This is a genomic window from Bacillus clarus (genome assembly GCF_000746925.1).
In the GTDB taxonomy this organism is placed as follows: Bacteria; Bacillota; Bacilli; order Bacillales; family Bacillaceae_G; genus Bacillus_A; species Bacillus_A clarus.
Genome location: NZ_JMQC01000008.1, coordinates 1,257,731 through 1,284,134 on the forward strand (window position 1 = coordinate 1,257,731; position 26,404 = coordinate 1,284,134).

Annotated in this window: 29 protein-coding genes; 4 read left to right on the top strand and 25 right to left on the bottom strand. The window is 37.1% G+C overall.

All coding sequences use genetic code 11. The annotated features are described in order from the left end of the window. The 11 genes from DJ93_RS07260 to gpr form a co-directional block, all read right to left on the bottom strand. The gene (locus tag DJ93_RS07260; RefSeq protein ID WP_042979943.1) at positions 1-750 is read right to left on the bottom strand and encodes a 16S rRNA (uracil(1498)-N(3))-methyltransferase; all 750 of its coding nucleotides are present in this window, start codon (positions 748-750) and stop codon (positions 1-3) included. A 145-nt stretch (positions 751-895) separates the two neighbouring features. Continuing rightward, positions 896-1,834, bottom strand: coding sequence for a 50S ribosomal protein L11 methyltransferase (gene prmA / locus DJ93_RS07265; protein WP_042979944.1), 939 nt, complete (start codon positions 1,832-1,834; stop codon positions 896-898). 28 nt (positions 1,835-1,862) lie between these two features. Then, positions 1,863-2,975, bottom strand: a complete 1,113-nt coding sequence (gene dnaJ, locus DJ93_RS07270) for a chaperone protein DnaJ (protein ID WP_042979947.1) — start codon at positions 2,973-2,975, stop codon at positions 1,863-1,865. Between the two features lie 202 nt (positions 2,976-3,177). Continuing rightward, the gene (gene dnaK, locus DJ93_RS07275; RefSeq protein WP_042979948.1) at positions 3,178-5,016 is read right to left on the bottom strand and encodes a chaperone protein DnaK; all 1,839 of its coding nucleotides are present in this window, start codon (positions 5,014-5,016) and stop codon (positions 3,178-3,180) included. Between the two features lie 26 nt (positions 5,017-5,042). Then, positions 5,043-5,609 carry a nucleotide exchange factor GrpE gene (gene grpE, locus DJ93_RS07280; RefSeq protein WP_042979950.1) on the bottom strand — a complete coding sequence of 189 codons (567 nt, stop codon included), beginning with the start codon at positions 5,607-5,609 and terminating at the stop codon, positions 5,043-5,045. 108 nt (positions 5,610-5,717) lie between these two features. Continuing rightward, positions 5,718-6,740: a heat-inducible transcriptional repressor HrcA gene (gene hrcA / locus DJ93_RS07285; protein WP_042979952.1), complete on the bottom strand. Its 1,023-nt coding sequence runs from the start codon at positions 6,738-6,740 to the stop codon at positions 5,718-5,720. A 133-nt stretch (positions 6,741-6,873) separates the two neighbouring features. Beyond that, on the bottom strand, positions 6,874-8,013 hold the full coding sequence (gene hemW, locus DJ93_RS07290) for a radical SAM family heme chaperone HemW (protein ID WP_042979954.1): 1,140 nt from the start codon (positions 8,011-8,013) through the stop codon (positions 6,874-6,876). Positions 8,014-8,064: 51 nt separating this feature from the next. Next, positions 8,065-8,439, bottom strand: a complete 375-nt coding sequence (locus DJ93_RS07295; RefSeq protein ID WP_042979955.1) for a winged helix-turn-helix transcriptional regulator — start codon at positions 8,437-8,439, stop codon at positions 8,065-8,067. 230 nt (positions 8,440-8,669) lie between these two features. Continuing rightward, the gene (lepA, locus tag DJ93_RS07300; protein ID WP_042979956.1) at positions 8,670-10,493 is read right to left on the bottom strand and encodes an elongation factor 4; all 1,824 of its coding nucleotides are present in this window, start codon (positions 10,491-10,493) and stop codon (positions 8,670-8,672) included. A 210-nt stretch (positions 10,494-10,703) separates the two neighbouring features. Beyond that, positions 10,704-11,045 (bottom strand): DUF3679 domain-containing protein, encoded by a 342-nt coding sequence (locus tag DJ93_RS07305; protein WP_042979957.1) that lies wholly within the window; start codon positions 11,043-11,045, stop codon positions 10,704-10,706. 19 nt (positions 11,046-11,064) lie between these two features. Continuing rightward, the gene (gene gpr / locus DJ93_RS07310) at positions 11,065-12,168 is read right to left on the bottom strand and encodes a GPR endopeptidase (RefSeq protein ID WP_042979958.1); all 1,104 of its coding nucleotides are present in this window, start codon (positions 12,166-12,168) and stop codon (positions 11,065-11,067) included. A 181-nt stretch (positions 12,169-12,349) separates the two neighbouring features. Between gpr and rpsT the strand changes: the two genes are divergently transcribed. Continuing rightward, positions 12,350-12,607, top strand: coding sequence for a 30S ribosomal protein S20 (rpsT, locus tag DJ93_RS07315; RefSeq protein WP_001274011.1), 258 nt, complete (start codon positions 12,350-12,352; stop codon positions 12,605-12,607). Between the two features lie 78 nt (positions 12,608-12,685). Here the strand turns inward: rpsT and holA are convergent, their stop codons facing one another. After that, the gene (holA, locus tag DJ93_RS07320) at positions 12,686-13,696 is read right to left on the bottom strand and encodes a DNA polymerase III subunit delta (protein ID WP_042979959.1); all 1,011 of its coding nucleotides are present in this window, start codon (positions 13,694-13,696) and stop codon (positions 12,686-12,688) included. A gap of 362 nt (positions 13,697-14,058) precedes the next feature. On the opposite strand from holA, the gene DJ93_RS07325 reads away from it, so the two are divergent. Then, positions 14,059-14,193 (top strand): YqzM family protein, encoded by a 135-nt coding sequence (locus DJ93_RS07325; protein ID WP_000997609.1) that lies wholly within the window; start codon positions 14,059-14,061, stop codon positions 14,191-14,193. A gap of 31 nt (positions 14,194-14,224) precedes the next feature. Here the strand turns inward: DJ93_RS07325 and DJ93_RS07330 are convergent, their stop codons facing one another. From DJ93_RS07330 to DJ93_RS07340, 3 genes are all read right to left on the bottom strand, one after another. Further along, positions 14,225-16,543: a DNA internalization-related competence protein ComEC/Rec2 gene (locus DJ93_RS07330; protein ID WP_042979960.1), complete on the bottom strand. Its 2,319-nt coding sequence runs from the start codon at positions 16,541-16,543 to the stop codon at positions 14,225-14,227. 14 nt (positions 16,544-16,557) lie between these two features. Next, positions 16,558-17,115 (bottom strand): ComE operon protein 2, encoded by a 558-nt coding sequence (locus DJ93_RS07335; RefSeq protein ID WP_042979961.1) that lies wholly within the window; start codon positions 17,113-17,115, stop codon positions 16,558-16,560. A gap of 62 nt (positions 17,116-17,177) precedes the next feature. After that, positions 17,178-17,777: a helix-hairpin-helix domain-containing protein gene (locus DJ93_RS07340; protein WP_042979962.1), complete on the bottom strand. Its 600-nt coding sequence runs from the start codon at positions 17,775-17,777 to the stop codon at positions 17,178-17,180. Between the two features lie 77 nt (positions 17,778-17,854). Here DJ93_RS07340 and comER point away from each other — a divergent pair, with 77 nt between their 5' ends. Next, positions 17,855-18,682 (top strand): late competence protein ComER, encoded by an 828-nt coding sequence (gene comER, locus DJ93_RS07345; RefSeq protein ID WP_042979963.1) that lies wholly within the window; start codon positions 17,855-17,857, stop codon positions 18,680-18,682. Between the two features lie 170 nt (positions 18,683-18,852). Here the strand turns inward: comER and DJ93_RS07350 are convergent, their stop codons facing one another. The 8 genes from DJ93_RS07350 to DJ93_RS07385 all read right to left on the bottom strand — a co-directional run bounded on the left by DJ93_RS07350 (position 18,853) and on the right by DJ93_RS07385 (position 24,008). Then, positions 18,853-19,602 (bottom strand): class I SAM-dependent DNA methyltransferase, encoded by a 750-nt coding sequence (locus tag DJ93_RS07350; RefSeq protein WP_042979964.1) that lies wholly within the window; start codon positions 19,600-19,602, stop codon positions 18,853-18,855. Continuing rightward, entirely contained in the window at positions 19,599-19,955 is a 357-nt protein-coding gene (gene rsfS / locus DJ93_RS07355) for a ribosome silencing factor (RefSeq protein ID WP_042979965.1), read from the bottom strand. The genes DJ93_RS07350 and rsfS overlap by 4 nt, the downstream gene beginning before the upstream one ends. Continuing rightward, a complete protein-coding gene (gene yqeK / locus DJ93_RS07360; RefSeq protein WP_042979966.1) occupies positions 19,952-20,521 on the bottom strand; it encodes a bis(5'-nucleosyl)-tetraphosphatase (symmetrical) YqeK in 570 nt (189 codons plus the stop codon). The genes rsfS and yqeK overlap by 4 nt, the downstream gene beginning before the upstream one ends. After that, positions 20,511-21,080, bottom strand: coding sequence for a nicotinate-nucleotide adenylyltransferase (locus tag DJ93_RS07365; RefSeq protein WP_042979967.1), 570 nt, complete (start codon positions 21,078-21,080; stop codon positions 20,511-20,513). The genes yqeK and DJ93_RS07365 overlap by 11 nt, the downstream gene beginning before the upstream one ends. A 158-nt stretch (positions 21,081-21,238) precedes the next feature. Further along, the gene (gene yhbY, locus DJ93_RS07370) at positions 21,239-21,532 is read right to left on the bottom strand and encodes a ribosome assembly RNA-binding protein YhbY (protein WP_042979968.1); all 294 of its coding nucleotides are present in this window, start codon (positions 21,530-21,532) and stop codon (positions 21,239-21,241) included. A gap of 4 nt (positions 21,533-21,536) precedes the next feature. Then, positions 21,537-22,370, bottom strand: a complete 834-nt coding sequence (gene aroE / locus DJ93_RS07375) for a shikimate dehydrogenase (RefSeq protein WP_042979969.1) — start codon at positions 22,368-22,370, stop codon at positions 21,537-21,539. Positions 22,371-22,385: 15 nt separating this feature from the next. Then, a complete protein-coding gene (yqeH, locus tag DJ93_RS07380) occupies positions 22,386-23,492 on the bottom strand; it encodes a ribosome biogenesis GTPase YqeH (RefSeq protein WP_042979971.1) in 1,107 nt (368 codons plus the stop codon). Between the two features lie 3 nt (positions 23,493-23,495). Beyond that, complete coding sequence (locus DJ93_RS07385) at positions 23,496-24,008, bottom strand: YqeG family HAD IIIA-type phosphatase (protein ID WP_042979972.1); 513 nt, start codon at positions 24,006-24,008, stop codon at positions 23,496-23,498. A gap of 245 nt (positions 24,009-24,253) precedes the next feature. On the opposite strand from DJ93_RS07385, the gene sda reads away from it, so the two are divergent. Next, the gene (sda, locus tag DJ93_RS07390) at positions 24,254-24,409 is read left to right on the top strand and encodes a sporulation histidine kinase inhibitor Sda (RefSeq protein WP_042979973.1); all 156 of its coding nucleotides are present in this window, start codon (positions 24,254-24,256) and stop codon (positions 24,407-24,409) included. A gap of 147 nt (positions 24,410-24,556) precedes the next feature. Here sda and DJ93_RS07395 read toward each other — a convergent pair whose 3' ends face one another. Both DJ93_RS07395 and sigK read right to left on the bottom strand, forming a co-directional pair. Further along, positions 24,557-25,345 (bottom strand): phosphatidylserine decarboxylase, encoded by a 789-nt coding sequence (locus DJ93_RS07395; RefSeq protein WP_042979974.1) that lies wholly within the window; start codon positions 25,343-25,345, stop codon positions 24,557-24,559. A gap of 299 nt (positions 25,346-25,644) precedes the next feature. Then, positions 25,645-26,358 carry an RNA polymerase sporulation sigma factor SigK gene (gene sigK, locus DJ93_RS07400; RefSeq protein ID WP_042979975.1) on the bottom strand — a complete coding sequence of 238 codons (714 nt, stop codon included), beginning with the start codon at positions 26,356-26,358 and terminating at the stop codon, positions 25,645-25,647. Positions 26,359-26,404 lie beyond the last annotated feature (46 nt).

Sequence of the window (26,404 nt, forward strand, 5' to 3'; positions counted from 1 at the left end):
TCACCCCATCAATTCAAAATGATATGAAGCGGCGCTTAACGCATAAAGCGGAGCCGTTTCTGTTCTTAAAATTCTTGGTCCTAAACTACATGGTACAAATTTGTGTTCATGAAGCGCAGTCATTTCCTCTTCCGCTAATCCACCTTCTGGGCCAAATACAATTAATAGCTTTTGACCTGGTTTGATCGTCGTTAAAGCTTTCGCAAAATTAGATTTCTCACCTTGTTTTGCTTCCTCTTCATACGCAACAAGACAAATATCATACTCGCTGCTCATTGCAAGCAATTGCTTAAATGACGCAGGAGCATGTACGTCTGGAATTTCACTTCTATGCGATTGTTCCGCAGCTTCTTTCACAATCTTTTTCAAACGCTCAACTTTTTTATCTGCTTTTTTCGCATCCCATTTTACGATAGAACGAGATGCTTGAAATGGTAGAAATGCAGCCGCCCCAAGCTCGGTTCCTTTTTGAAAAATTAACTCTAACTTGTCTCCTTTTGGCAGTCCACTTGCAATCGTCACGAACACAGGAAGTTCACTTGACGTCTCTACCCATTCTACAATAGTGGTATCCACAAATTCACTGGTAATTTCAGCAATTGAACATTTCGCTGTTTTGCCATCCACACAGCAATAAATGTGATCACCAGCTGACATACGCATCACTCTTGCAATATGATGTACATCATCACCTACAATACGAATACTTGGGTCATTTACATGTTTCTCTTCTACAAAATAACGTTGCATCTTATCACCTTAGTAGAGTTTCGTTCCTTTCGTAAGTCCTCACTTACGAAAAGAACGAAACGTTATCATTTTCATATAACAGACGGCAAGTCCCTCACCTTATATAGTGAGAGACTCCTCCGTTCATTATAAACTAAAATCTATATTACGCATTTCGTGCAATAATTGCTACCCAATCTTCCATTCGGAGCACTTCTTCAATGGTAAATCCAGCTTTTTCTAACGCTTCAGAAATCACTTTTTCTTTCGCTGCAATAATACCAGACGTAATAAATAGTCCGCCCTGTTTTACAACTCTTGCTGCATCTTCAGGGAATAGAAGGATAATTTCTGCTAGTAAATTTGCTACAATCAAATCTACTGGACCCTCAATACCTTCTAATAAACTATTTTGTCCGACAGATACGACGTCATCCGTTTTATTTAAACGCACGTTCATCTCTGCACTTTCAACTGCAACTGGATCTAAATCATACGCTTGAACAGTTGCTGCACCTAATTTTGCCGCTGCAATACTAAGTACTCCAGAACCTGTTCCTACATCAATTACTGCATCGCCTGGCTGAACTGTTTTTTCTAATGCACGAATGCACATCGTCGTTGTTGGATGTGTCCCCGTACCAAACGCCATACCTGGATCTAATTCAATAATCTTTTCATTTGGAGAAGAAGGTGTATATTCTTCCCAAGTCGGCACGATTGTGAATGTATCAGAAATTTGAACTGGATGATAATATTTTTTCCAAGCAGTAGCCCAGTCTTCCTCATCGACTTCATTAATTGTAATATTTCCTGTACCAATTTCAATGTCGTAAGATGGAAGTACATCAATAGATGATTTTACACTCGCAACAGTTTCATGTAAAGAATCCGTTTGCGGGAAATATGCTTTTACTAACACACCATCAGCTGGATATTCAGCCGGATTCAGTGCATAAATTTCACCATATTGTTGTTCACGTTCTTTCGTTAACTCCGCTGGGTCCTCAATCGCAACCCCACTAGCACCTGCTTCGTGCAAAATATGAGAGACAGCCTCTACCGCTTCTTCTGTTGTATGAATACTAATTTCTGACCATTTCACAATTTACCAACTCCATTTTTTATTTCCATTATTCCCCTTTGAAAGCTCGTTTAAGCTTCCCAAATAAGCTATCATCTTGATCTTCTTGCCCCGCAAATTCACGTAATAATTCTTTTTGATGTGAAGTTAATTTTGTAGGTACAACAACACGAACTACTACGTATTGGTCACCTTGACCATATCCACGCACGTTTGGAGCTCCTTTTCCTTTCAAGCGGAATTCTGTTCCAGTTTGTGTTCCTGCTGGAATTTTAAGCTTCACTTTTCCGTGAACTGTAGGAACTTCCACTTCGGCACCAAGTGCAACTTGCGCAAATGTTAATGGCATCTCACAAATGATATGGTCCCCGTCACGCTCGAAGAATTCATGGTTTCTCACATGAACAACAACATATAAATCACCTGCTGGGCCACCATTTACACCCGCTTCACCTTTTCCAGATACACGAATTTGTTGACCATTATCGATACCAGCTGGGATTTTCACATTGATTTTTTTGCGTTTACGCACTTTACCAGAACCGTGACATGTCGTACATTTCTCTTTAATCATTTGACCTGTTCCTGAGCAATGGTTACATGCTTGACGATTTACAATACGACCAAATGGTGTATTTTGTTCTACACTCACTTGACCCGTCCCTGAACAATGTTTACATGTTTCTTTTGAAGTTCCTGGTTTCGCTCCACTACCGTGACAAGTATCACAAGGATCCTCTACAGGAATCTCAATGTTTAATTCCTTACCAAAAATCGCTTCTTCAAAATCTAAAGTAACTTGATATTGCAAGTCAGCACCTTGACGCGGCGCATTTGGGTCACGACGTCGACCGCCACCTCCGCCAAAGAACGAACTAAAGATATCTTCAAATCCGAAGCCACCACCAAAGTCTCCACCGCCGAAGCCGCCGAAACCTTGATTTGGACCCGCATGGCCAAATTGATCATACTGTGCACGTTTTTGATCATCACTTAATACTTCATATGCTTCTTGTACTTCTTTAAACTTTTCAATTGCATTTTCTTCTTTACTTACGTCTGGATGATACTTTTTCGCCAAACGACGATATGCTTTTTTAATTTCATCTTGAGAAGCGCCTTTGCTAAGGCCAAGCACCTCATAATAGTCTCGTTTATTCATAAATTTGTAACCCCCGAATCTTTCACATAAACGTAATTTTAACACCGAAAGAAAGTGCTTTGCAACAAAGTTTCCTTACTTACAGTATGCAAAGCAAAAAACTTAAGATCCTCACACGATTTTCCTTATTCGTGAAAAAAGCCAAAGCCAAGGCACGCTTGACTTTGACTTTTTGTCATCTTACTTATTATGTTTTACTTTATTACTTATCTTCTTTTACTTCTTCAAATTCAGCATCAACTACATTGTCTTTTTTCGCGCCAGCGTTATCTTGTGCACCTTGAGCACCTTCTGCTTGCCCTGCAGCTGCTTGAGCTTGCTCATATAATTTTACAGTTAATTGTTGTACGATTTCTTGAAGAGCATCTTTTTTCGCACGGATTTCATCAAGGTCGTTTTTCTCGATTGCCGCTTGTAATGCTTCTTTCGCTTCTGTTGCTTTCGCTACTTCAGCTGCATCAACTTTGCCTTCTAAATCCTTTACAACTTTATCTGTTTGGAATACAAGTTGGTCAGCTTCGTTACGAAGTTCAACTTCTTCCTTACGCTTTTGGTCAGCGTCAGCATTTGCTTCTGCTTCTTGTACCATACGATTTACTTCTTCGTCAGAAAGACCTGAAGAAGATTGGATTGTAATAGCTTGCTCTTTGCTTGTTCCTAAATCTTTCGCACGTACGTTAACAATACCGTTCGCATCGATATCGAATGTTACTTCGATTTGTGGAATACCACGTGGTGCTGGCGGAAGATCTGTTAATTGGAAACGGCCTAGTGTTTTGTTATCAGCTGACATTGGACGCTCACCTTGTAGTACGTGAATGTCTACCGCTGGTTGGTTATCAGCAGCTGTTGAGAATACTTGTGATTTACTTGTTGGAATTGTAGTGTTACGCTCGATTAATTTTGTGAATACGCCACCCATAGTTTCAATACCTAAAGAAAGTGGAGTTACGTCTAATAATAGAACGCCTTCTACATCACCAGTAAGTACGCCACCTTGAACTGCAGCACCTAATGCTACAACTTCATCTGGGTTTACACCTTTATATGGCTCTTTACCAGTTTCACGTTTAATTGCTTCTTGTACGGCTGGGATACGAGTAGAACCACCAACAAGGATAACTTTATCTAATTCGCTTGGAGCAAAACCAGCGTCTTTTAATGCACGACGAGTTGGCTCTAATGTTCTTTCAACTAGGCTCGCTGAAAGTTCTTCGAATTTAGCTCTTGTTAACGTTAATTCTAAGTGTAATGGACCAGCAGCTCCAGCACTAATGAATGGTAATGAGATTTGTGTTTGCGTTACACCAGAAAGATCTTTTTTCGCTTTTTCAGCTGCATCTTTCAGACGTTGAAGTGCCATTTTATCTTGGCTTAAGTCAATGTTATTTTCTTTTTTGAATTCAGCTACTAAATGATCGATGATAACTTGGTCAAAGTCATCTCCACCAAGACGGTTGTCACCAGCAGTTGAAATAACTTCAAATGTTCCATCTGCTAACTCAAGGATAGATACGTCAAATGTACCGCCACCTAAGTCGTATACTAGAATTTTTTGTTCTTCGTCTTGTTTTTCTAAACCGTAAGCAAGCGCTGCTGCTGTTGGTTCGTTAATGATACGCTCAACTTCTAAACCAGCAATACGACCAGCGTCTTTTGTTGCTTGACGTTCTGCATCGTTGAAGTATGCTGGAACTGTAATAACAGCTTTCGTTACTGTTTCACCTAAGTATGCTTCAGCAGAAGCTTTTAAGTTTTGTAAAATGATTGCCGAAATTTCTTGAGGCGTATAATCTTTACCTTCAACTTCTACTTTGTAGTCTGTACCCATATGACGTTTAACAGACATAATTGTATTTGGGTTTGTAATTGCTTGACGTTTAGCAACTTCCCCAACTTGACGCTCTTCATTTTTGAAAGCTACAACAGAAGGTGTTGTACGGTTTCCTTCTGGATTTGGGATAACCTTTGGTTCTCCACCTTCCATAACAGCTACACAAGAGTTTGTTGTACCTAAGTCAATACCGATAATTTTACTCATAGCGAATCCTCCTACATTTATGTAAATTATTGATTTACTTTTACCATTGATGGGCGAATCACACGGTCTTTTAGTTTATAACCTTTTTGGAATTCCTCCACAACCGCGTTTGATTCAAATTCACTGTCTTCTACTTGCATAACAGCTTGGTGCTCATGAGGATCAAACTGCTTACCAACAGCTTCAATCACTTCAACACCTTCTTTAGTCAGCGCTTCTAGCAATTGACGATGCACCATTTCCATACCTTGTAGTAAGGATTTCATTTGCTCATCAGTTGCTTCCACTTGCATTGCTCTTTCAAAATTATCAAGAGCGGGCAAAATATCTGACACAAGACTTTGTGATCTATATTTTTCAGCAGCCTGTTTATCCATTTGGACACGGCGCTTATAATTTTCAAAATCAGCTTGTAGACGTAGTGTGCGACCTTCTGTTTCCGTTAGTTTCGCTTGTAACTCATCTACATTTTCTTGTAAAAGAGCAGCTTCACTTTTTTCTTCTACAGTTTCTTCTACAACTTCTTCACTGTTGTCTAGCGTGACAGCTTCTTCAACTTGCGCTTCTTTCACTTGTTCGTTACGCTCTTCCACAAATTTCACCTCCTTAAAAGGTATTAGGTAACATGCATAGCACGATTACCTAAGCATAGTTTTATATTACACACTGCAATGATAACATTCACCGCTAAAACGTGTGTATTATTTTGATTTATATAATCCGTCTGTAAATTGTCTTGTAAACAATTGTAACAAACTAATTACACGAGAATACTGCATTCTCGTCGGACCTAAAATTGCAATTGTTCCAAGTTGCTCTTCACCAATTGAATACGTTGCAGAAATTAAACTACAATCTTCCATCGCTGTTGAAGAGTTTTCCCTGCCAATTTTCACTTGAATGCCTACTTGTTTATGACGCAAAATATCATAAAACTCAGCTTCATTATCAATCATAGTCAACAAGGATCTTACTTTTTGAATGTCATGGAACTCTGGCTGCGAAAGCATATTTGCTTTTCCTCCAAAGTATATCTTTTCCGATAAAGGAACTTGAAATGTACCATCTAACATTTTTATTGCACTATCATAATTATGAACATACCCACGCAAGACTGTAACAATTTCTTTAAAGATCTTATTATGCAGATCTGCCATCGGTACACCAGATAGCTTCTCGTTTAAAATATTAACCATTTTTTCTAAATCTGATAAATCAACAGATTCCGGAACGGTAATCGTTTTACTTTGTACATGCCCTGTATCCGTTACAATAATAGCGACTGCAGTTTGACGATCAAGCGGCACAATTTGTACATTTTTAAGCTTATTTGTGCTCAATTTCGGCCCAAGAACAATTGCCGTATAACTTGTAAGCTCTGATAAAATTTGAGCAGATTGCTGTGCAACCTTTTCTGCTTCAAAAATTCTTTCAGCAAATAAATCTTTAATCTGTACAATATCTTCGCTCGGTAAATTTTGTGGCGCTAAAAGATGGTCTACATAAAATCGATATCCTTTCTCAGAAGGAACACGACCAGAAGAACTATGCGTTTTTTCAATAAACCCCAATTCCTCTAAATCAGCCATTTCATTTCGAATAGTAGCTGAACTAAACGTAATTTCATCTTTCTTAGCCAACGTCCTTGACCCAACGGGTTGCGCTGATCCAATAAAGTCATCAATAATTGTTTGTAAAATTAAGAGCTGACGTTCCGTAAGCATCTCATCATCACCTCTGTTAGCACTCATTGTCTTCGAGTGCTAAATCTATTAATAACTTACCAAAATTGACATTCAATTGTCAACGAAAACGTCACGAAATAATGAAACTTTTTCATGCCTATCGAACATTTAATTAATCAATTAAAAATGACTGAAACACTTCGTTACCTAATAATTTCCCTTGCCTCGTTAAACAAACATGGTCATCTTTATTTTGAAGTAATCCATGTTCTTGATTGTTTAACAATTGTTTCGCAAAGACTGTATCCATCTCTATACCAAATTTCTTTTGAAACTCTAGCTTCGAAACACCCTTCGTTTTTCGAAGTCCTAAAAACAACTCTTCTTCCATTTTTTCCTTCTCAGTCACTTCATGAACATCTAAATAAGGAAATCCTGTTTCATCAATTTTCGTGAAATACTGCTTGAGCGGTCCTACATTTTGAATACGTTCTCCATTTACATAACTATGCGCTCCAGCTCCAAATCCATAGTACTCTTCATTATTCCAGTATGTGAGATTATGTCTACTTTCATTATCACCTTTTGAGAAATTACTAATTTCATACTGGTTATAACCGTGTTTCTCCATTTCATCCATTACCATTTCGTACATTTTCGCTTCATGGTCTTCACCTGGGAGCCTTAATTTCCCTTTATTCATTAAGTTATAAAACACTGTTTTCGGTTCCACAATTAATGAATATGCTGAGAAATGTTGCACACCGAGCGTAAAGGCAATGTCTAACGTTTCTTTTACATCTTCTATCGTCTGCCCTGGCAGAGCATAAATTATATCTACATTAATATTTGTAAAGCCAACTTCCTGCGCTTCTCGAATTGCTACAAACGCATCCTCCCTCGTATGCTTGCGCCCGATTTTCTCAAGCAGTTCATCACGAAACGTTTGTACACCAAAACTAATTCTGTTCACGCCACCTTCTAACAGTAAGTTCAACTTCTCTTTCGGTAAGTCCCCTGGATTCGCTTCAAAAGTTAATTCACAATTCGGAGCAAACGGACGCAAACGACGATTAATGATATCGAGCAGTTTTTTTGTCTGTTCCATATTTAATGCTGTCGGCGTTCCTCCACCAACAAAAATCGTTTTCATACTATCAAACGGTACTTTTTGAACCGTATTTATTATTTCTTTCTCTAAGTACTCTAAATATTGATCTACCGGTTGGCGTTCAATAAACACTTTATTAAAATCACAATAGTGACAAATATGCTGACAAAACGGAATATGAATATATGCAGCTTGTACCAAATATAACTCCTACCTTTCTAAAAAGAAAACCTCCGCACTCCGGAGGGTTCTCTACTTCTCTAACATATTACGGATTTGTTCCATTCGCATTTTCCCCCAATCATACATCATTTCAACGATTGGTAAAAGTGACGTGCCTAGTTCCGTCATATAATACTCAACACGAGGAGGAATTTCGGGATATACTGTTCGATCAACAATCCCATCTTCCATTAACTCTTTTAATTGGTTCGACAAAACTTTATGAGAAATACTCGGGAATAACCTTTGTAATTCGCTAAAACGATGAGGTCCTTCCACACCGAGGTGCCATAAAATTACAACTTTCCACTTCCCACTAATTATAGAAAGTGTTAATTCTTTCTCACAATTAAAATTGCCGTTTTGTATTTTTTCTTGAATATCTTTCCGAATGTTTTCAGACATTAATAGTCTCCTAACTCTATATCAATAATCACTTTCATTTCTTACACTATAAGTCCCTTTTGACATCATATTCACTATAATTCAGATTTCAAAATACACTCCCATTAACTTTGTTGCAGCAAAGAAGAGAAGTTTCCATCTTCCACACTATTGTAAATGAGAGCAGCTAAGATGTCTAAAAAATACTTATACATAAAAAAGAGAAGCCGCGCAAACGACTTCTACTTTTATTAGTTATCATCCATTTTTAATACAGCCATGAATGCTTCTTGCGGTACTTCTACAGAACCAACAGACTTCATACGTTTTTTACCTTCTTTTTGTTTATCAAGAAGTTTACGTTTACGAGAAATGTCACCACCGTAACATTTTGCAAGTACGTTTTTACGCATCGCCTTAATTGTAGAACGTGCTACAACTTTGTTTCCAATAGTCGCCTGAATTGGCACTTCGAACTGTTGTCTTGGAATTAATTCTTTTAGTTTTTCTACAATTACTTTACCACGATCATACGCTGAATCACGGTGTACAATAAATGATAAAGCATCCACTTGTTCAGCATTTAAAAGAATATCCATTTTCACAAGTTTAGACGGTTTGTAACCGATTAACTCGTAGTCAAATGATGCATACCCCTTCGTATTTGATTTCAATTGATCAAAGAAGTCATATACAATCTCTGAAAGCGGGATTTCATACGTCAATGTAACGCGCGTTTCATCTAAATATTGCATGTCAATGAACGTACCACGTTTACCTTGGCAAATTTCCATTACAGCTCCAACATAGTCGTTTGGAACCATAATCGCCGCCTTTACAAACGGCTCTTCTACGCGATCGATAGACTGTGGATCTGGCATATTAGATGGGTTATCAACAATAATATCTTCACCGCTCGTTAAATAAACTTTATAAATAACACTTGGCGCTGTTGTAATTAAGTCAATCTTGAATTCACGTTCAATACGTTCTTGAATAATTTCCATGTGAAGCAATCCTAAGAAACCACAACGGAAACCAAAACCTAAAGCTTGAGATGTTTCAGGCTCAAATTCAAGAGCAGAATCATTCAATTCTAGCTTTTCTAACGCATCACGCAAGTCGTTATAACGCGCAGAATCGATCGGATATAACCCACAGAATACCATTGGGTTTAATTTACGATAACCTTCTAACGGCTCTGCAGCCGGACGTTTCGCATGTGTAATCGTATCACCAACACGTGTATCGCCTACGTTTTTAATAGATGCTGCTAAAAATCCTACATCACCTACTGTTAACTCGTCACGTTGCGTTGTTTTCGGTGTAAATACACCTACTTCTGTTACTTCAAATTCTTTTCCAGTTGCCATCATACGTACTTTATCGCCAACTTTTACCGTCCCATTTACAACTCGGATATATGCAATTACACCGCGGTACGGATCATATAAAGAGTCGAAGATCATACATTGTAACGGCTCTTCTGAATCACCTGTTGGAGCTGGTACTTTTTCAACGATTTGTTCTAAAATATCTTCAATACCAATGCCAGCTTTCGCTGAGGCAAGTACAGCTTCCGATGCATCTAAACCAATTACATCTTCTACCTCTTGACGCACACGCTCTGGGTCTGCACTTGGTAAATCGATTTTATTAATAACCGGTAAAATTTCCAAATTATTATCAAGCGCTAAATATACGTTTGCTAATGTTTGCGCTTCAATCCCTTGCGCTGCATCAACAACAAGAATCGCCCCTTCACAAGCCGCTAAACTACGAGATACTTCGTACGTAAAATCGACGTGCCCTGGTGTATCGATTAAGTGAAGGATATACTCTTCACCGTCTTTTGCTTTATACGTTAATTGTACTGCATTTAATTTAATTGTAATACCGCGCTCACGCTCTAAATCCATAGAGTCAAGCAATTGAGCCTTCATTTCGCGTTGTGTTAACGCATTTGTTTTCTCCAAAATACGGTCTGCCAACGTTGATTTCCCGTGGTCAATGTGAGCAATGATGGAGAAGTTACGAATTTTGGACTGTCTTTTTGCTCTTTCTTCTTTATTCATCTATGTTCTCAACTCCTAATAGTCTCGCCAATATACACTAGCACTGATTATATCAATAGAGCAGCAAAGATTCAATGAAAAGTCGTGCTGCTTATAAGACAAATCATTCTATCTATATCTTATGCGAACAAACCATAAGAGACAAACCTTTTTCAAATTAAAGAACGGGTATCTCACAAAATGATAAGACGACCGTTCTACCCACTACTCCTAGCTAAAAATTTCTCTTATCTTCCCAATAACGATATCCGTTCCAAACTTCGTAATATTTCGGGTGAGATTTGCAATCCCTATTCCCAAACCTTCTACAGCGTTAAAACTTCTGAGGTTTTCTAACTGTTTTTGTTTTTCCACAGCTGAAAATGCTTCTCCTAAAATCTTCACTTCAGCTACCGAACTTCCTGTTCCTGTCATATAAGCAATTTGTTCATATGATGGTTGACGATATCCCTTCATGCTCTTTAAACCATGATTAGCAATTCCTATACCAATTAACATCACAAACAAACATAGCATCACAAAACTTATACACTGAAGTGCAAATCGACTCAACTATTCTCGCCTCTTCTCATCAATGCGTATAGGCCCCTGTATTATCTTGATCAATTTGATGATGTAGCGCTGCATTTAAACCACCCGCTAATACGTTTGCCATATCTTCAATAAACGTATCTACTTCCTTTGGTGTTACCATCAAATTATGACCAAGAGGAGATAACACTTCGTAAATCAACTTTCTCTTTTCTTCCTCTTCTAATGTTCCTACAGCTCCTAAAAACATGTTGCGACTCTTTTCATCTGGCATATCTTCTTCTGTTAACTTTTTCTTTTCTCCGAATGTAAAACCAGCTGGTAATAAAGAACGTGACGGTTTGTCTCCTTCTTTCATTTCACGTCCAAAATGTTTCAAAATAAAATCAATTGTATCACTCGTAATAGAAACCGCATCAACAACCGTTGGAACACCAATTGCGATAACTGGGATCCCCAAAGTTTCCTTACTCAATTCTTTCCGCTTATTCCCAACACCAGATCCAGGATGAATGCCTGTATCTGAAATTTGTATCGTACTATTCACTCGCTCAATAGAGCGTGCAGCTAATGCATCAATCGCTATAACAAAATCCGGCTTCGTCTTCTCAATAATCCCATAAATGACATCGCTCGTTTCTATCCCTGTAATACCCATTACCCCCGGACGAATGGCACTAACAGGTCTAAAACCTTCTTCTACACTCTCAGGTTGTAATTTGAACAAATGTCTCGTCACAAGCACATTTTCTACAACAATTGGACCAAGAGCATCTGGCGTTACGTTCCAATTCCCAAGACCAACAATTAAACAACTTGCCTCTTTCGAAATCCCAATTTCTTCTAATAAATAAGAAAATTCTTTCGCAAAAATACGTTCTACTTTCTGTTGCAAATCCGTATCTTGTTGGCGTATACCTTGCACTTCAAGCGTTAAATAATTCCCTGGTTTTTTCCCCATTGATTCAGATGCACTCTCATCAATGGTGACTTTCGTAATTGTAATCCCTTCTTCGTCACGCTCTTTTACGACAACACCTTGTATTCCTCTCTTTTCTTGTTGACGCTCTTGTAACATTTGGTGTGCCTCTACTGCAAGGTCAGTTCTAACGTTATATTTACTTAAGTCTAGTGGCTCTTTCATCGTATCTCCTCCGTAATTCATAGTAAATATAGTTAGATTTCCCAAAGTTATAAAAGGTCATTCTTTCCTTTACGTGAAATTTCATTGATATCGCTATTGCAATTCTCTTCTCGGTTTGATAGAATATCACTTGTTCTATGTAAGAATCGAGTCACTCGATCGCACCAGGGAGGTGAAAAGTATGGCAAACATCAAATCTGCTATCAAACGCGCTAAACTTAGCGAAGAGCGTCGTGCACATAACGCTTCTATCAAGTCTGACATGCGTTCTGCTGTTAAAACTGTAGAAGCTTTAGTTACTAATAACGATCTTGAAAATGCTAAAGAAGCTTTCAAAACTGCTTCTAAAAAACTTGACAAAGCAGCTCGTAAAGGTCTTATCCACCAAAACGCTGCAGCTCGTCAAAAATCTCGCTTAGCGAAACAAGTAAACGCGTAAGGCGTTTAAAAAACGATCCATTTGGATCGTTTTTTTATATACAAAAAGTTCACGCCATAAATGCATGAACTTTTCGTATCACATATGATTTAATCGCATTAAGAAAAATTCTAAAACAAGTTTCTTATCCATTTTCCCCGTTTTCATACTATAATCAGCTTCCGCTAATTCCAAAATAACTTTTTTCAATTCCTCGAAAGAGAAAAATTTTGTTTGATTCATCGCTAACTTTACTCGGTACGGATGAACACCGATATGCGAAGCAATTTGATTTTGTCCATATCCACGTTGTTGTAATTCTTTAACTTGATACAGTAAACGAAATTGACTAACTAATAATGCTAACAATTTAATCGGTTCCTCTTGCTGAGTAAATAAACCATCTAAAATTTGCATTGCACCTGCAATATCTTTTTTTACAACCTTCTCCGTTAAAGCAAATACATTTTGTTCAACCGATTTCGGTACAAGTTCTGTCACAAGTTTTTTTGTAACTTCACCGCCCATACCGACGTATAACGTCAACTTGTCCATTTCCTTCGCTAGCATCGTTACATTGCTCCCTACGAGCTCTAACAATAAACTAACAGCCTCTTCCTCCATATGCACATGCACTTCATCTGCGCGGGATACAATCCATTTCCTCACATCCTGTACTTGCATCGCATTCGCTTCTACTACATCAGCAGTTTTCTTTAATAACTTGGTAATTTTTTTTCGCTCATCTAATTTTTCATACGAAGCGACAAATACGAGAACGGAAAATGGAGAAGGTTCCCCAATGTATTCTTCTAAAATCTTTATATTTTGCTCTAACTTTTCCTTTTGTGATGTTAAAAATAAAGGGGATTTTATTAATATAATTTTACGATCTCCGAAGAAAGGTAGGGTCCTTGCATCCTCAATCACATCTTCTAAATACGCCTCTTCTAAGTCGTATGTTACAACATTAAACTCGCGATCTTCTTCCTCAAGAGCTTCAGTTGTTATAAGCTTTATCGTTTCATTTATAAAATAAGCTTCCGTTCCATACAATAAATAAAATGGTGCGAATTGTTTCTTTTTAATCTTCTTATGTATATCACTCATACTTTTTTCCTACTCCCTAACTTGGCAATATATCTTTATACTAATGCGGTAGCTTTTGTTTTACAAGTACAAAGGAACAGGCTTTCATTAACCCGTTCCTTTATTTATATAAAACGCCACGCAATAAGCCCCGGGATTCTTATTGGTGTGCGGTAACCACTTTATCTTTATTATTTGCAACTGTTATTTGAGTATAAGTGTCAACTGTTAACATGATTGGAATGAAATTCTCGCGCTATTTTGTATGATATAGAAGCGCATTCTCCCATAAACAAACATGCCCTATTTCTCTTCATATGGAAATTGTAGATTTTTTTCTGACAATATTTTATACTAAAGTGGAATGTTGGGGGGGATTCTAAATGAATGATTTTGAACAAAATGTTCAAAGTAAACGTAATGACGCCATTGATTCAGGAGTAGGTTTTATCGTCTCATTTGGTTTTTTCGCAACACTTTTCATTATTGCAACTGTTATTAAATTTATCGGTTCCTAAAGGCTGCTGCTAATGGCAGCTTTCTTTTTTATCATTTCTGTGTTTCATCATATGTCATTTTACTTTGAAAGGTTCCTTTATTCCCATGAAAAACATAGGAAATAGCTCCCTGTTTATCCGTACGCCATATTTCAATACCCATATCCTTTAAGCGCTCTATTACTTGCCCGTGCGGATGGCCATATCGATTATTTTCCCCTGCAGAAATAATAGCTTTTTCAGGTTCAATAAGATGAAGAAAAGGTGCTGAAGATGAGCTTTTACTCCCATGGTGCCCAACCTTTAAAATATTAGCTCGTAACTTTGGATATGTCTCTATAATCCACTTTTCACCTTTTTCTTCTAGATCACCCATAAATAACCATGTTAAACCTCCCAATTTCGCCCATAGCACAATTGAAGAATCGTTCTCTCCTGTTTTTTGTCCTTTTGGAGCTAGTACAAGAAACTCCGCATTATCTACTCGCCAACTATCTCCCGCTCCTATTATATTGATTCGTACACCTCTCTCCTTTGCCTTTCGCTTCAATTCCGTTTCTAATATAGCATCTCCTTCCTTCTTTCCAAACATAATTTCTTTTATAGTGATAGATGATAACAACTCCTTAGCGGCCCCTATATGATCTGCATCTCCATGCGTTACAATTAGCTTATCAATCGTCCTAATACCCTCCTTTTGCAAAAACGGAAGAAGTATATCATGAGCGACAGAAAATTCATGTTTTTTCTTTTGCCAAGCTTCCTTCTTCACCAAAAGCGTTCCACCTGTATCAATTAAATAGATTCCTTTATCGTATGGAAGGCGAATCAATATTGCATCTCCTTGTCCCACATCAATAAACGTAACACTTCCACTCCCTCGAAAATATGGAGACACATAATGACATGCACATATAAAAAAGAAAACTCCGACAACTATGAGCAATATCTTTTTATGATTTCCCCTTTCCCAAATCATAAATATACCGATGATACTAAGACAGTATATAAATACAAGAACAAATGACGTTTGCCCAAAAGTAAGACGAATAAAAGGTACCGTTTCGCAGTATTGAAGAACTTTATTAGAGACTGTTAAACATACTGATAACACATGCGCAAGCCCCTTTGCTATGGAAGGAATACACAACATACATATAAGAATAACGATACTACATGGTAATACAATAATTGATAAGAAAGGAACATATATAAGATTGAGGAAAATACTATACGGGGAAAAATAGCCAAAATGATATAACAAAACTGGGGTACTAGAAAGCTGTGAAATAATAGAAATATAAATGGTGTTCCGAATAATCCCGGTATTACGCCCCAATAAAATGGGCGAAGATAACAATAAAGAAAAGCTACCCACGAACGAAAATTGAAACCCAATATCAAAAACGACATAAGGATCATATATGAGCATGAATAGAGCCGTTATGCTAAGCGCATCTAACCCAGATAAGCGGACAGAATACATGAATGCCAATAGTATTAGAATGCCTGTTACGGAGGCTCTCACAACAGATGGTGATGCCCCAGCTATAAACATATACAAAGGGATACAAGCAATAAGGTATATCGTTGTTACTTCTCTAGTTACACCTATCCTTAGCAAAATAAAATAAATAATTGCCATTAATAATACGATATGCGATCCTGAAATTGCTAGAAGGTGTATGAGACCAAACTGTTGGTATTGCTCCTCTACTTCAAATGCCATTTGTTGTCGGTCACCAAATAGCAACGCATTCATAAATGCACCAGACTGCTCTGGAAACACTTCTGTAACTTTCGAGATGGCTTCTTGTCTTAATAAGAAAATCCATTGTACAAATGTTAAAGTCGTTTTTTTACAATTTGAAATATGCGTGGCCTCAAATAAGAAATGAATCTTTTGCTTATGTAAATAATCCCGGTAATCGAACCCGTGAAAATTACGAGCCACCTCTGGTACTTTTTTTTCCCCTTTAAAAGTACACCTTATCCCTGCATACAATTGTCTTAATCGTTCTTTTTCTTGAGGGGATTGGATTTTATAAAACAGCTGTACAATATTACTATTCTGATCTTCGATTTGAAAAGAGAGACGATTCCCATTAATTAGAGGCGTATTTTGAATGACACCTTGTGTCACTTCATAGATTTCTTCTGAAGGCTTATTTTCACTTTGAATATACGTGGTATACAAAATGCTAACGAAACATGTCAGCACGCAAAAAACGAAGGTTTGAAACGAAGTACGATACAAACAAAACAAAATATAACAACCAAATATAGAAACACACAACAACTGCGACGAGGAACAGGCAATTGCAATCCCTATTACAAATGAGATTGCAACATAGCCCCACTGTCCACTCAACTCATACTCACCCCTTATAACATCTGTTTTACTTTAGCGAATACGTGTTGTAATTCTTCCATTGTTACATCATCTTTTTCTAAAGATGTGAATAATTCTTTTAATTGTAAATGACGATCTTGCTCTTCTAATGATGTAATATCATACTCAAGAGGAACATGTTTCACTGTCACATTTGCCTGTTCAAATAATTCAACCGCATACGGGTGATTTTTATAATCCTGTGCATAATACACTGCTGTAATACCACTTTGAATAATCGCCTTACAACATTGCAAACAAGGAAAATGCGTCACATAAATTTCAGCATCATCTGTTTTCACACCAAATTTAGCACACTGTAGTAAGGCATTCATTTCCGCATGAATAGTGCGAACGCAATGATTATCAATAACATAGCAGCCCTCGTCTATACAATGTACACCGCCTTTAATTGAACCGTTATATCCACCCGCAATAATTCGTTTATCACGGACAATTGTCGCACCTACTGCAAGCCTTGTACATGTGCTTCGCAGCGACAATAAATGACTTTGCGTCATAAAATATTGATCCCAAGAAATTCGTTCCATATTTTCACCTACTTCTTTCTCTACTTGTAGTGTAGCGAAAGAAGAAAAACTTCGTCAATCTTTTATGGAATAATTATTTGTTCTTTTATTTTTTCTAGCGATTTCACCCCAATCCCATCTATCTCTAATAAATCCTCCATCTTCTGAAATGGGCCATGTTCTTCTCGATATTTCATAATACTTTCCGCCTTTTTAGATCCAATCCCTGTTATTTTTTCAATTTGTTCTTTTGAAGCTGCATTAATGCGAACCTTTCCATCTTGCTTTGACAAGCCATCTACTTTCTCCCCATCCTCCCCCTTCCTTGGAACATGAAGAAGCATTTGATCTTGTACGATTTGCGCTAAATTCACTTTCATTACATCCGCCTCTAGTAAAAACCCCCCTGCTTTTTCAATCCCATCTTTTACTCGATCTCCTTCTTTCATCTCATATACACCTTCCCTATGCACAGCCCCTTTTATATCAATCATAATTACTTTTTTCTCTTCCTTCGCATCCGTTACTTTCAACTTACTTTTTTTCTCATCATTCTTTGTATAAACATCCGTTTGAATTGCCAATTGTTCACTTTTTTGCCTCGTTTGCCAAAAAAAAATCAAAGCTATAACTCCAATAGCGCATAACAAAGCAATCCATTTCTTTTGAAAATTCCACATCATTTTATGCCTCCAATCATAAATTCACAACATCATTCATATTGTTTAGGAGAAAGCTGTTACGAAGGAGGGATGAAACATTGAACATAGGAATTATAGGGACAGGAAACATGGGGAATATACTAATCGATGCATTTTTAGAAACCCATGCTGTCAAACCTTCGTGCCTTACTATTATTAATCGGACGCCTGCCAAAGCATATCATATAAAGGAAAAATACCCTTCTGTTCATATAGCAAAAACAATACAAGAGGTCACCGAGCGATCTCAGCTTATTTTCATCTGTGTTAAACCTTTAGATATCTACCCAATCTTACAAAAACATGCCGCTTACTTTTCAGATGAAAAATGTTTAGTTTCTATTACAAGTCCTATATCACCATCACAATTAGAAACTATTGTACCTTGCCATGTGGCACGTATCATTCCAAGTATCACAAACCGTGCATCTTCTGGCGCATCACTTTTTACATTTGGAAAGAATTGTTCCGAAGAATGGCAACAAAAGCTACTACGTTTATTCAAAAACATTTCTACCCCTCTTGAAATCGGAGAGGACATAACACGCGTTTCATCTGATATTGCAAGCTGCGGTCCGGCATTCTTCAGTTATTTATTACAATGTTTTATTAACGCTGCTGTAGAGAAAACAAATATTACACACGAGGAAGCAACTACTTTAGCAAGTGAAATGGTTATAGGAATGGGGAAACTACTGGAAAAAGAATTTTTCACATTACCGACTTTACAAGAGAAAGTTTGTGTAAAAGGTGGGGTTACCGGGGAAGGTATTCGTATTTTAGAAGGGCATGTTGGGGATATGTTCCATAAATTATTCGAACGAACACACGAAAAATATGATGAAGATTTAAAAGGCGTTGAACAACAATTTAATAAGCACACATAAAAAATACGCCATCACGATTCAAAACCCTTTTCTAAATGCTTATTTTTTTCGTACTACCATTTCAAGACCATCATCACTTTTATAATTTACACATACCATTCTTCTATTTTCCTAAAGTAAAATTACATCTTCTTTATAAAACAAAAGCAACCTTATCGGTTGCTTTTGTTTTATCCGTTCTTCTTCGCCATGAAAAAGATACGCTCTGTTTGTTCAGTCACTTCTATTCGTTCAAAATCACCTGTAACACGAAGCACTGTAAATCCAACTTCTTCAAGCCATTTTGTTAATAGTTCAATCGGATACGTACGCTGCACATGGCACTCGTCAAAACGATGATACACATCTTCTTCTGGATCTTGTACAAAGAATGTCAAATCATGTTCCACACTATCAGATTCTTCACCTGGGAAGCAATTCCAAATAAGCGAAATTTCTTCTCCATTCACTGTGTATGTTTCATTTTGAAACACATGATGTATTTTATATAAAGAGTGTACATCAAATAAAAACAAACCATCTTGACGCAAATGATGGAATACTCTTCTAAACGTTTCTTGTATCCCTTCTTCTTGCAGTACGTAATTTAATGAATCACAAAAAATTGTCACACAGTCAAATTCACCAGGAACATCCAATTCTCTCATGTCCTGTTGATAAAAAGGGATAAAATACCCTTCCTCCCCTAATTTTTGCTGTGCAACTGTTAACATTTCTTCTGAAAGGTCGACACCAATTAAGTCATAACCTTTCCGTACAAGTGGAAGTGTTACATTCCCAGTCCCACAAGCCACATCAAGAATTTTTGCCTCTTTCATATCTGCTTGCTGCAAGCTTTCCTCTGTAAATTCCACCCATTTATCATATGGGACATCATTCATGAGTTCATCATATAGCAATGCAAATTGTTCGTATTTCATTGGCCTAACTCTTCTGCAATATCTTCACGTGGCACATCGCCCCATAGACGTTCTAAATTATAATGATCACGCTCATCTTTATGGAATATGTGCGCCACTACATCGCCAAGGTCTACTAAAACCCAACGCGCTTCGTCAAAGCCTTCCATGCGTTGCACATCAATTTGGAACTCATGTGCCTTCGCTTTAATTTCACGTGCAATCGCTTGTACTTGCTTATCTGAGTTTCCGTGACAAATAATAAAATAGTCTGCAATTGGTGAAATGCCTTGCATATTTAATACAACCATATCTTCTGCTCGTTTATCATCAGCTGCTTTTGCTGCCAATACTAATAAATCTTTATCGTTCATTTCGTAATTTCCTCCTTGATAACTGCATTATACGTTTGAAATGTTAACGGATAGATCGTTTGATCTTTTTCCATTAAAAATTGAATTGTTCGCTTTACAGCAAATAATAAAGCTTTATTTATATCTTCTTGCGCTAAATTCCGTGCCTCTTCTACACCCGGAAATTTACGCCCCGGTTCAATATAATCTGCTACATAAATAACCTTATCAAGCATCGTCATATTTTCATGACCACTTGTATGATATGTAATAGCTTGCAAAATTTCAGGATCAGTAATGCCGACTTCTTTTTCTACTAAGTATGCCCCAACTGGCGCATGCCATAACTCTTTGTTATAGTACAACAAATCTTTCGGCAAATCTTCCCTCTTAATAATTTCTTCCATCTCTTGAATCGCTCTACATTTCGCATAATCATGAAATATAGCAGCTATCTCTGCTTTTTTCTCATCTACACCATATAACTTAGCGAGTTCAATCGCTGTTTCCATTACACCAATCGTGTGTATATAACGTTTTTCATGCATTTGTTGTTTGACAATGTTAAGAGCTTTCTCACGATTCATACAACCCATTCCTCTCGATATATACCTGTACTTCTTCCGGAAGTAAATATTTGCAAGTTTCCTTCTCTTTATATCTCTCCCGTAATAAAGAAGAAGAAACAGCAAACTCTGGAATTTCCACTGTGACGATATCATAAGGCGTATGTAATGTATAGCCTGGTCTTGCAACCCCAACAAAAGTTACAAGCTGGAGTAATTTCTCAATGTTATACCACTTCGGTAAATACTCGACCATATCTCCGCCAATAATAAAATGAAATTGCACATCTGGATTCTTCTTTGTTAATTGTAACATAGTATCATATGTATAAGATGGGCCCTCTCTATTTAGCTCTTCTAAGCAAATCGAAAAATGTTCTTCTTGCCCAATCGCGAGCTCTAACATGTTCAATCGATTTTCCACACTTGTAATATTACGCCCTTGTTTATGCGGTGGAATTTGGTTTGGTAAAAACCATATTTCTTCCAAGCCAAGCGCATGATACACTTCATTCGCAATTAACAAATGTCCATAGTGTGGCGGGTCAAATGTACCACCAATAATACCGATTTTTTTCAAAGGAAACGCCCCTTTCCTTTACATGCAGCTACTCTCTCCAAAACATATGAAGAGAGCTGACTGCCCGTAAAAGCCCAATTGGCCCAGCTCTCATTAGTAAGCATTCCGCTCCTATATAGTAAGCATTGACTCTGGAAACGACCTATATCAATCCCTTATTATTGTGGAAGTCTGATTTGCTTATTTTCTCTTGATTCTTTATATAAAATAATTGTGCTTCCAATTACTTGAACGATTTCAGCTCTTGCACCTTTCGCAAGTTCTTCTGCAACTTCACGACGATCAAATTCACAGTTTTGTAATACGCTCACTTTAAATAGTTCACGAACTTCTAACGCCTCTCCAATTTGTTTCACCATATTTTCATTTACGCCGCCTTTTCCAACTTGAAAAATCGGTGTTAAGTGATGTGCCTTTGCACGTAAAAATCTTTTTTGTTTTCCTGTTAACATATAATTAGCCTCCAAGCTTTCTCATTACTAATTGTTTCATTCTATTAATATCAGGCATACATCCTGTCCACATTTCAAATGCGAGTGCTCCTTGATAAACGAACATATCAATTCCATTTTGAATCGTTACACCTTGTTCTTTCGCATCTTGCAAAATTTTCGTTTCAAATGGGTTATAAATAATATCAGAAACAATACTTCCTTGTTTCAAGGAACGGATTTGTAGTGGTGTATGCTCAACATGTGGATGCATACCTATCGTTGTTGTATGAATGATAACATCATAATTCCCTTGTTCTTCTGTCGCTTGCTCTAAAGAAAGAGCACGCGAATTAACTTTCGCCGCACAACCAGCAATAAGATCCTCTGCCTTCTCTACTGTTCGGTTGGCAATATCAATTTCTTTGACCCCTACATTTGCAAGTGAAAAATAAATAGCACGACTAGCACCACCTGCACCAAGTAATAAAATTCGTTTTTGCTGAAGCGGCTCTTTACTAATTGACTGTAAGGAACGGACATAACCAATTCCATCTGTATTATAACCCATTAATTTTCCATCTCGATGAACTACTGTATTTACAGCACCAATTTGCTCGGCTAACGGATCAACTTCTTCTAAATATTTCATAATTGAAACTTTATGTGGAGTCGTTACATTAAACCCTGAAATACCTAATGCTTTTAAACCTTTTACCGCTTCACCTAACGACTCTTCTTCTACAAGAAACGCATGATAGTGGGCATCCATATTTAAGTGTTCAAATGCATCATTATGCATATGGGGTGATAATGAATGTCCAATTGGATTTCCGATTACACCATATAATTGTTTCATAAATCCCTCTCCATATTAAATTAAAGATTTACGTAATGAAACACTAACTCCCTTTGGTACATGAGCAACAATCTTAGCTCCTGATTCATTTACAGTAACCCAGCCCAACCCAGAGAATACAACATCCGTTTTCGGCTCACGAATATTAAATTCATATTTCACAAACTCAGGCATATTTTCTAATTCTTCTGGTGTCGGTGGATTCAATAGTTCTCCCGCGTGTTTTTCGTACAATTCATCAGCTTTTTCAAGCTTCGTACGATGGATTGTTAAACGGTTTGAGAAATGACAAGTGAACGCACGGCGACCACCACTTACATAATCCAATCGTGCTAATCCGCCGAAGAATAATGTTTGTTCTTCGTTTAATTGGAATACCATTGGCTTAATTTCTTTAGTCGGCGTGATAAGTTTTAAGCTTTGCTTTCCAACATAATGTGCCATTTGATGGTGATTAATAATACCTGGTGTATCATATAAAGATGATGTTTCATCTAATGGAATATCAATTAAATCAAGTGTTGTTCCTGGGAAATGAGATGTTGTAATTACATTCTCAGTCTCTTCACTAAATTCTTTAATCATACGATTAATAAACGTAGATTTACCAACATTCGTACATCCTACAACATATACATCCTTGCCATCGCGGTAATGCTCAATCGCCTCAGCAAGTTCACCGATACCTTGTCCTTTAACAGCACTAATTAAAAAGACATCTTCTGGTTTTAAACCAAGTTGCTTCGCACTGTAGCGCATCCAATGTTTTACTTTATCATGCTTTACTGACTTTGGAATTAAATCCGCCTTATTCCCAACAAGCAATACTTTGTTGTTTCCTACAAAGCGATGTAATCCTGGTAACCAGCTACCATTGAAGTCAAAAATATCTACAATCTTAACTACTAATGCATCCGATTGTCCAATCCCATTTAAAATGCGAAGGAAATCATCATCTGTTAAAGACACATCTTGAATTTCATTATAGTGTTTCAAACGGAAACAACGTTGACAAATTACTTGTTCTTTCTCTAAAGATGATGTAGGGGCATATCCCACTTCGTTTTTATTTTCTGTTTGAATTTCTACACCGCAACCAATACATTTAATTGTTTCAGTCAAGCTTTATTCCTCCCAGTTAATTAAACCTTTTTTCTTCATATTCCTCATAATTCTTCGCTCGATCTTTCGATTAAAGCGTGTTACTAATCCGTCCGTTTGCGCTACTGGTACAACTAATATTGTATGAAGCCCAACGCGATTTCCACCTAGTACGTCCGTTAATAATTGGTCTCCAATTACTACAACTTCTTCCGGATGCAAATGCATCTCTTGCATTGCACGCTTGAAGGCACGAACAAATGGCTTACGCGCACTATGAATAAATGGAATTCCAAGAGGATCAGCAAAGTCTTTAACACGTTGCTCATTATTATTTGAAACGACTGTTACTTGAATGCCGTTTTCTTTCATTTTCAAAAACCAGCTCTCGAGCTGCGGTGTCGCATTTGGACGATCCCATTCAATTAAAGTGTTATCTAAATCAGTAATAACCCCTTTGATCCCACGTTTTTTTAAATCTTCTGGTTGAACATGATATACATTTTTCACATATTCATTTGGTAAAAATAATTTCAATTTCTTTCACCTCTTTGAGGATTTTTCATAAAATTTTTCGACAACATTTTTCGATAAGTAGCTTGTGGATAAAATTGTACACATTTTCCACATTAATATTTCAGTTAATTTAGAATTTATTAACACTTTATACACATTTTATCCACCGGGTTATGTGGATAACCACCCGTTTGTGACTACCATATTTTTCTGGTACATTAAATGCAACAAAGAACCTACCCTTATATTATTGGAGGTGACTCACCTTGAAAACGAAACATATGGAACATTTATCTACTGAGTTACTCACTGAGTCTTATTATAAAGCAAAAGAGCTAAAATTAAATCCCGACTTCATTTTACTTATAAAACAAGAAATAATTAGGCGCTCATTAGAGGACAAGCTCATCAAATCTTCTTGAGTATATATAGATTACTGATTTACCTATAAAAAGAGCCATCTGCGAGATGGCTCTCGAATAAACCAGAACTCCTATCTATGGGAACACTTCATTAGGAAAATCCACCCATCTAAGCTCGCAAATTTATTATAAAGCCTTTTCTACTCATTATTTATGAGATAATCGAGTTGCGATTTTTTCACCAAGGCGAAGTTCTTGACCACTCTTTAATGCCTGCACTACTTCAACCATGTCTTTTTCAAATAATAAAACGACTGTTGAGCCAAATGTAAAGTATGCCATTTCTTCACCTTTTTGAACAGTACTTCTTTCATGAAGAAGCTCAATACTATTTACAAACATAGCACCGACTTTTACAAGCGTCATATGTTGACCTTCACTATCTACTTCTGTAACAGAACGATAATTTTTTGATAAAGGTTCTTTTCCATATTTCATCCCTGCTGCGTTTACTGGATATGATTTTCTTCCAAGCACAAACCTCTCAGTCACAGAACCAGATAGTGGACTATGAATACGATGATAATGACTTGGGCTTAAATAAATAACCATATATGTACCGCCTGCATAGCGCTTCGCTCGTTCTTCATTACCTAGCATATCCACAATTGAATAACGCTTGCCTTTAATATCAAATGTTTTCGTATCCTCAATAGGACCGTAATCAGCAAAAACACCATCAACAGGACTAACAATACTCGATGCATCTGCATCAATATTTCGCTTTCCTTCTTTTAATTTACGTGTAAATAATTCATGCAATGTTCGATATTCTTTTAAACCCTTTTCCATCTCATCTTGATTTAACTGAAACGCTTTTGCATACGATGGAATAATTATAGAACTCAAACGCGACTGTGCAAATTTACGTAATATATAAGAAGTAAAACGTCCATTTGTAAGTTCAATCATAAGTCGATATAATGTACGTCGCAAACCGCGAAACCTCCTAATCATTCTTAATATAACTGTAGTTTCCCCTTCTTTTCTTTCTATATCATATATTAGGACTTCTAAAAAACATTCTTATTCCCGTATATAGATTTCATCTCATAATACAATAAGAAAAACTAAGTACAATTTCATCCTTAAATTGTTTAGCACCTTCTAATATTACAGATAGAACCAGTCATTTTCAACAGTGAACATACATTTCTTCTTAGAGCACCTCATTTTATTTCCTTTTAAAAAAAGAAAAACAGCTACATTCGAAATGCAGCTGTCCACTATATAGATTATTCTTTTGCCTTTTTCTCCTTCTCTGCCCGCACAAATTCATGGAACATTTTCATCAAGGCTCGCTTTTCGATTCGTGACACATAACTTCTTGAAATACCAAGCGCCTTTGCAATTTCCCTCTGCGTTTTTTCTTTATCGAGCCCAAGCCCGAAACGTTTCACAATCACTTCTCTCTCTCGCTCATCTAAAATATCGATGTATTCTTTAATCTTTTCTAACTCCATACTGAGCTGGATCATATCAATTACATCTTCCGATTCCGATTTTAATATATCGATAAGCGATATTTCATTCCCCTCTTTGTCCTGCCCAATCGGGTCATGAAGTGAAACATCTTTTTTTGTTTTTTTCAATACACGCAAATGCATTAAAATTTCATTTTCAATACAACGGGCTGCATATGTCGCAAGCTTCGTCCCTTTCCCCGCTGAATAACTTTCAATCGCTTTAATAAGCCCGATTGTACCGATTGAAATTAAATCTTCCGCATCTTCACCCGTGTTTTCAAATTTCTTAACGATGTGAGCCACAAGCCGTAAATTATGTTCAATTAAAAGATTTCTCGCTTGAGCATCACCTTGCTCCATCAACTCTAAGTACTTTCTCTCATCATCTGATGATAACGGCTGTGGGAACGCATTGTTTTTCACATAAGAAACAAACACAAACACTTCGCGAACCATATATCCAATTGCGGCGAATAGACTCAAACCCTTCACCCCCGCCAAAATAGTGGTCTTTACTATATGTATGTGG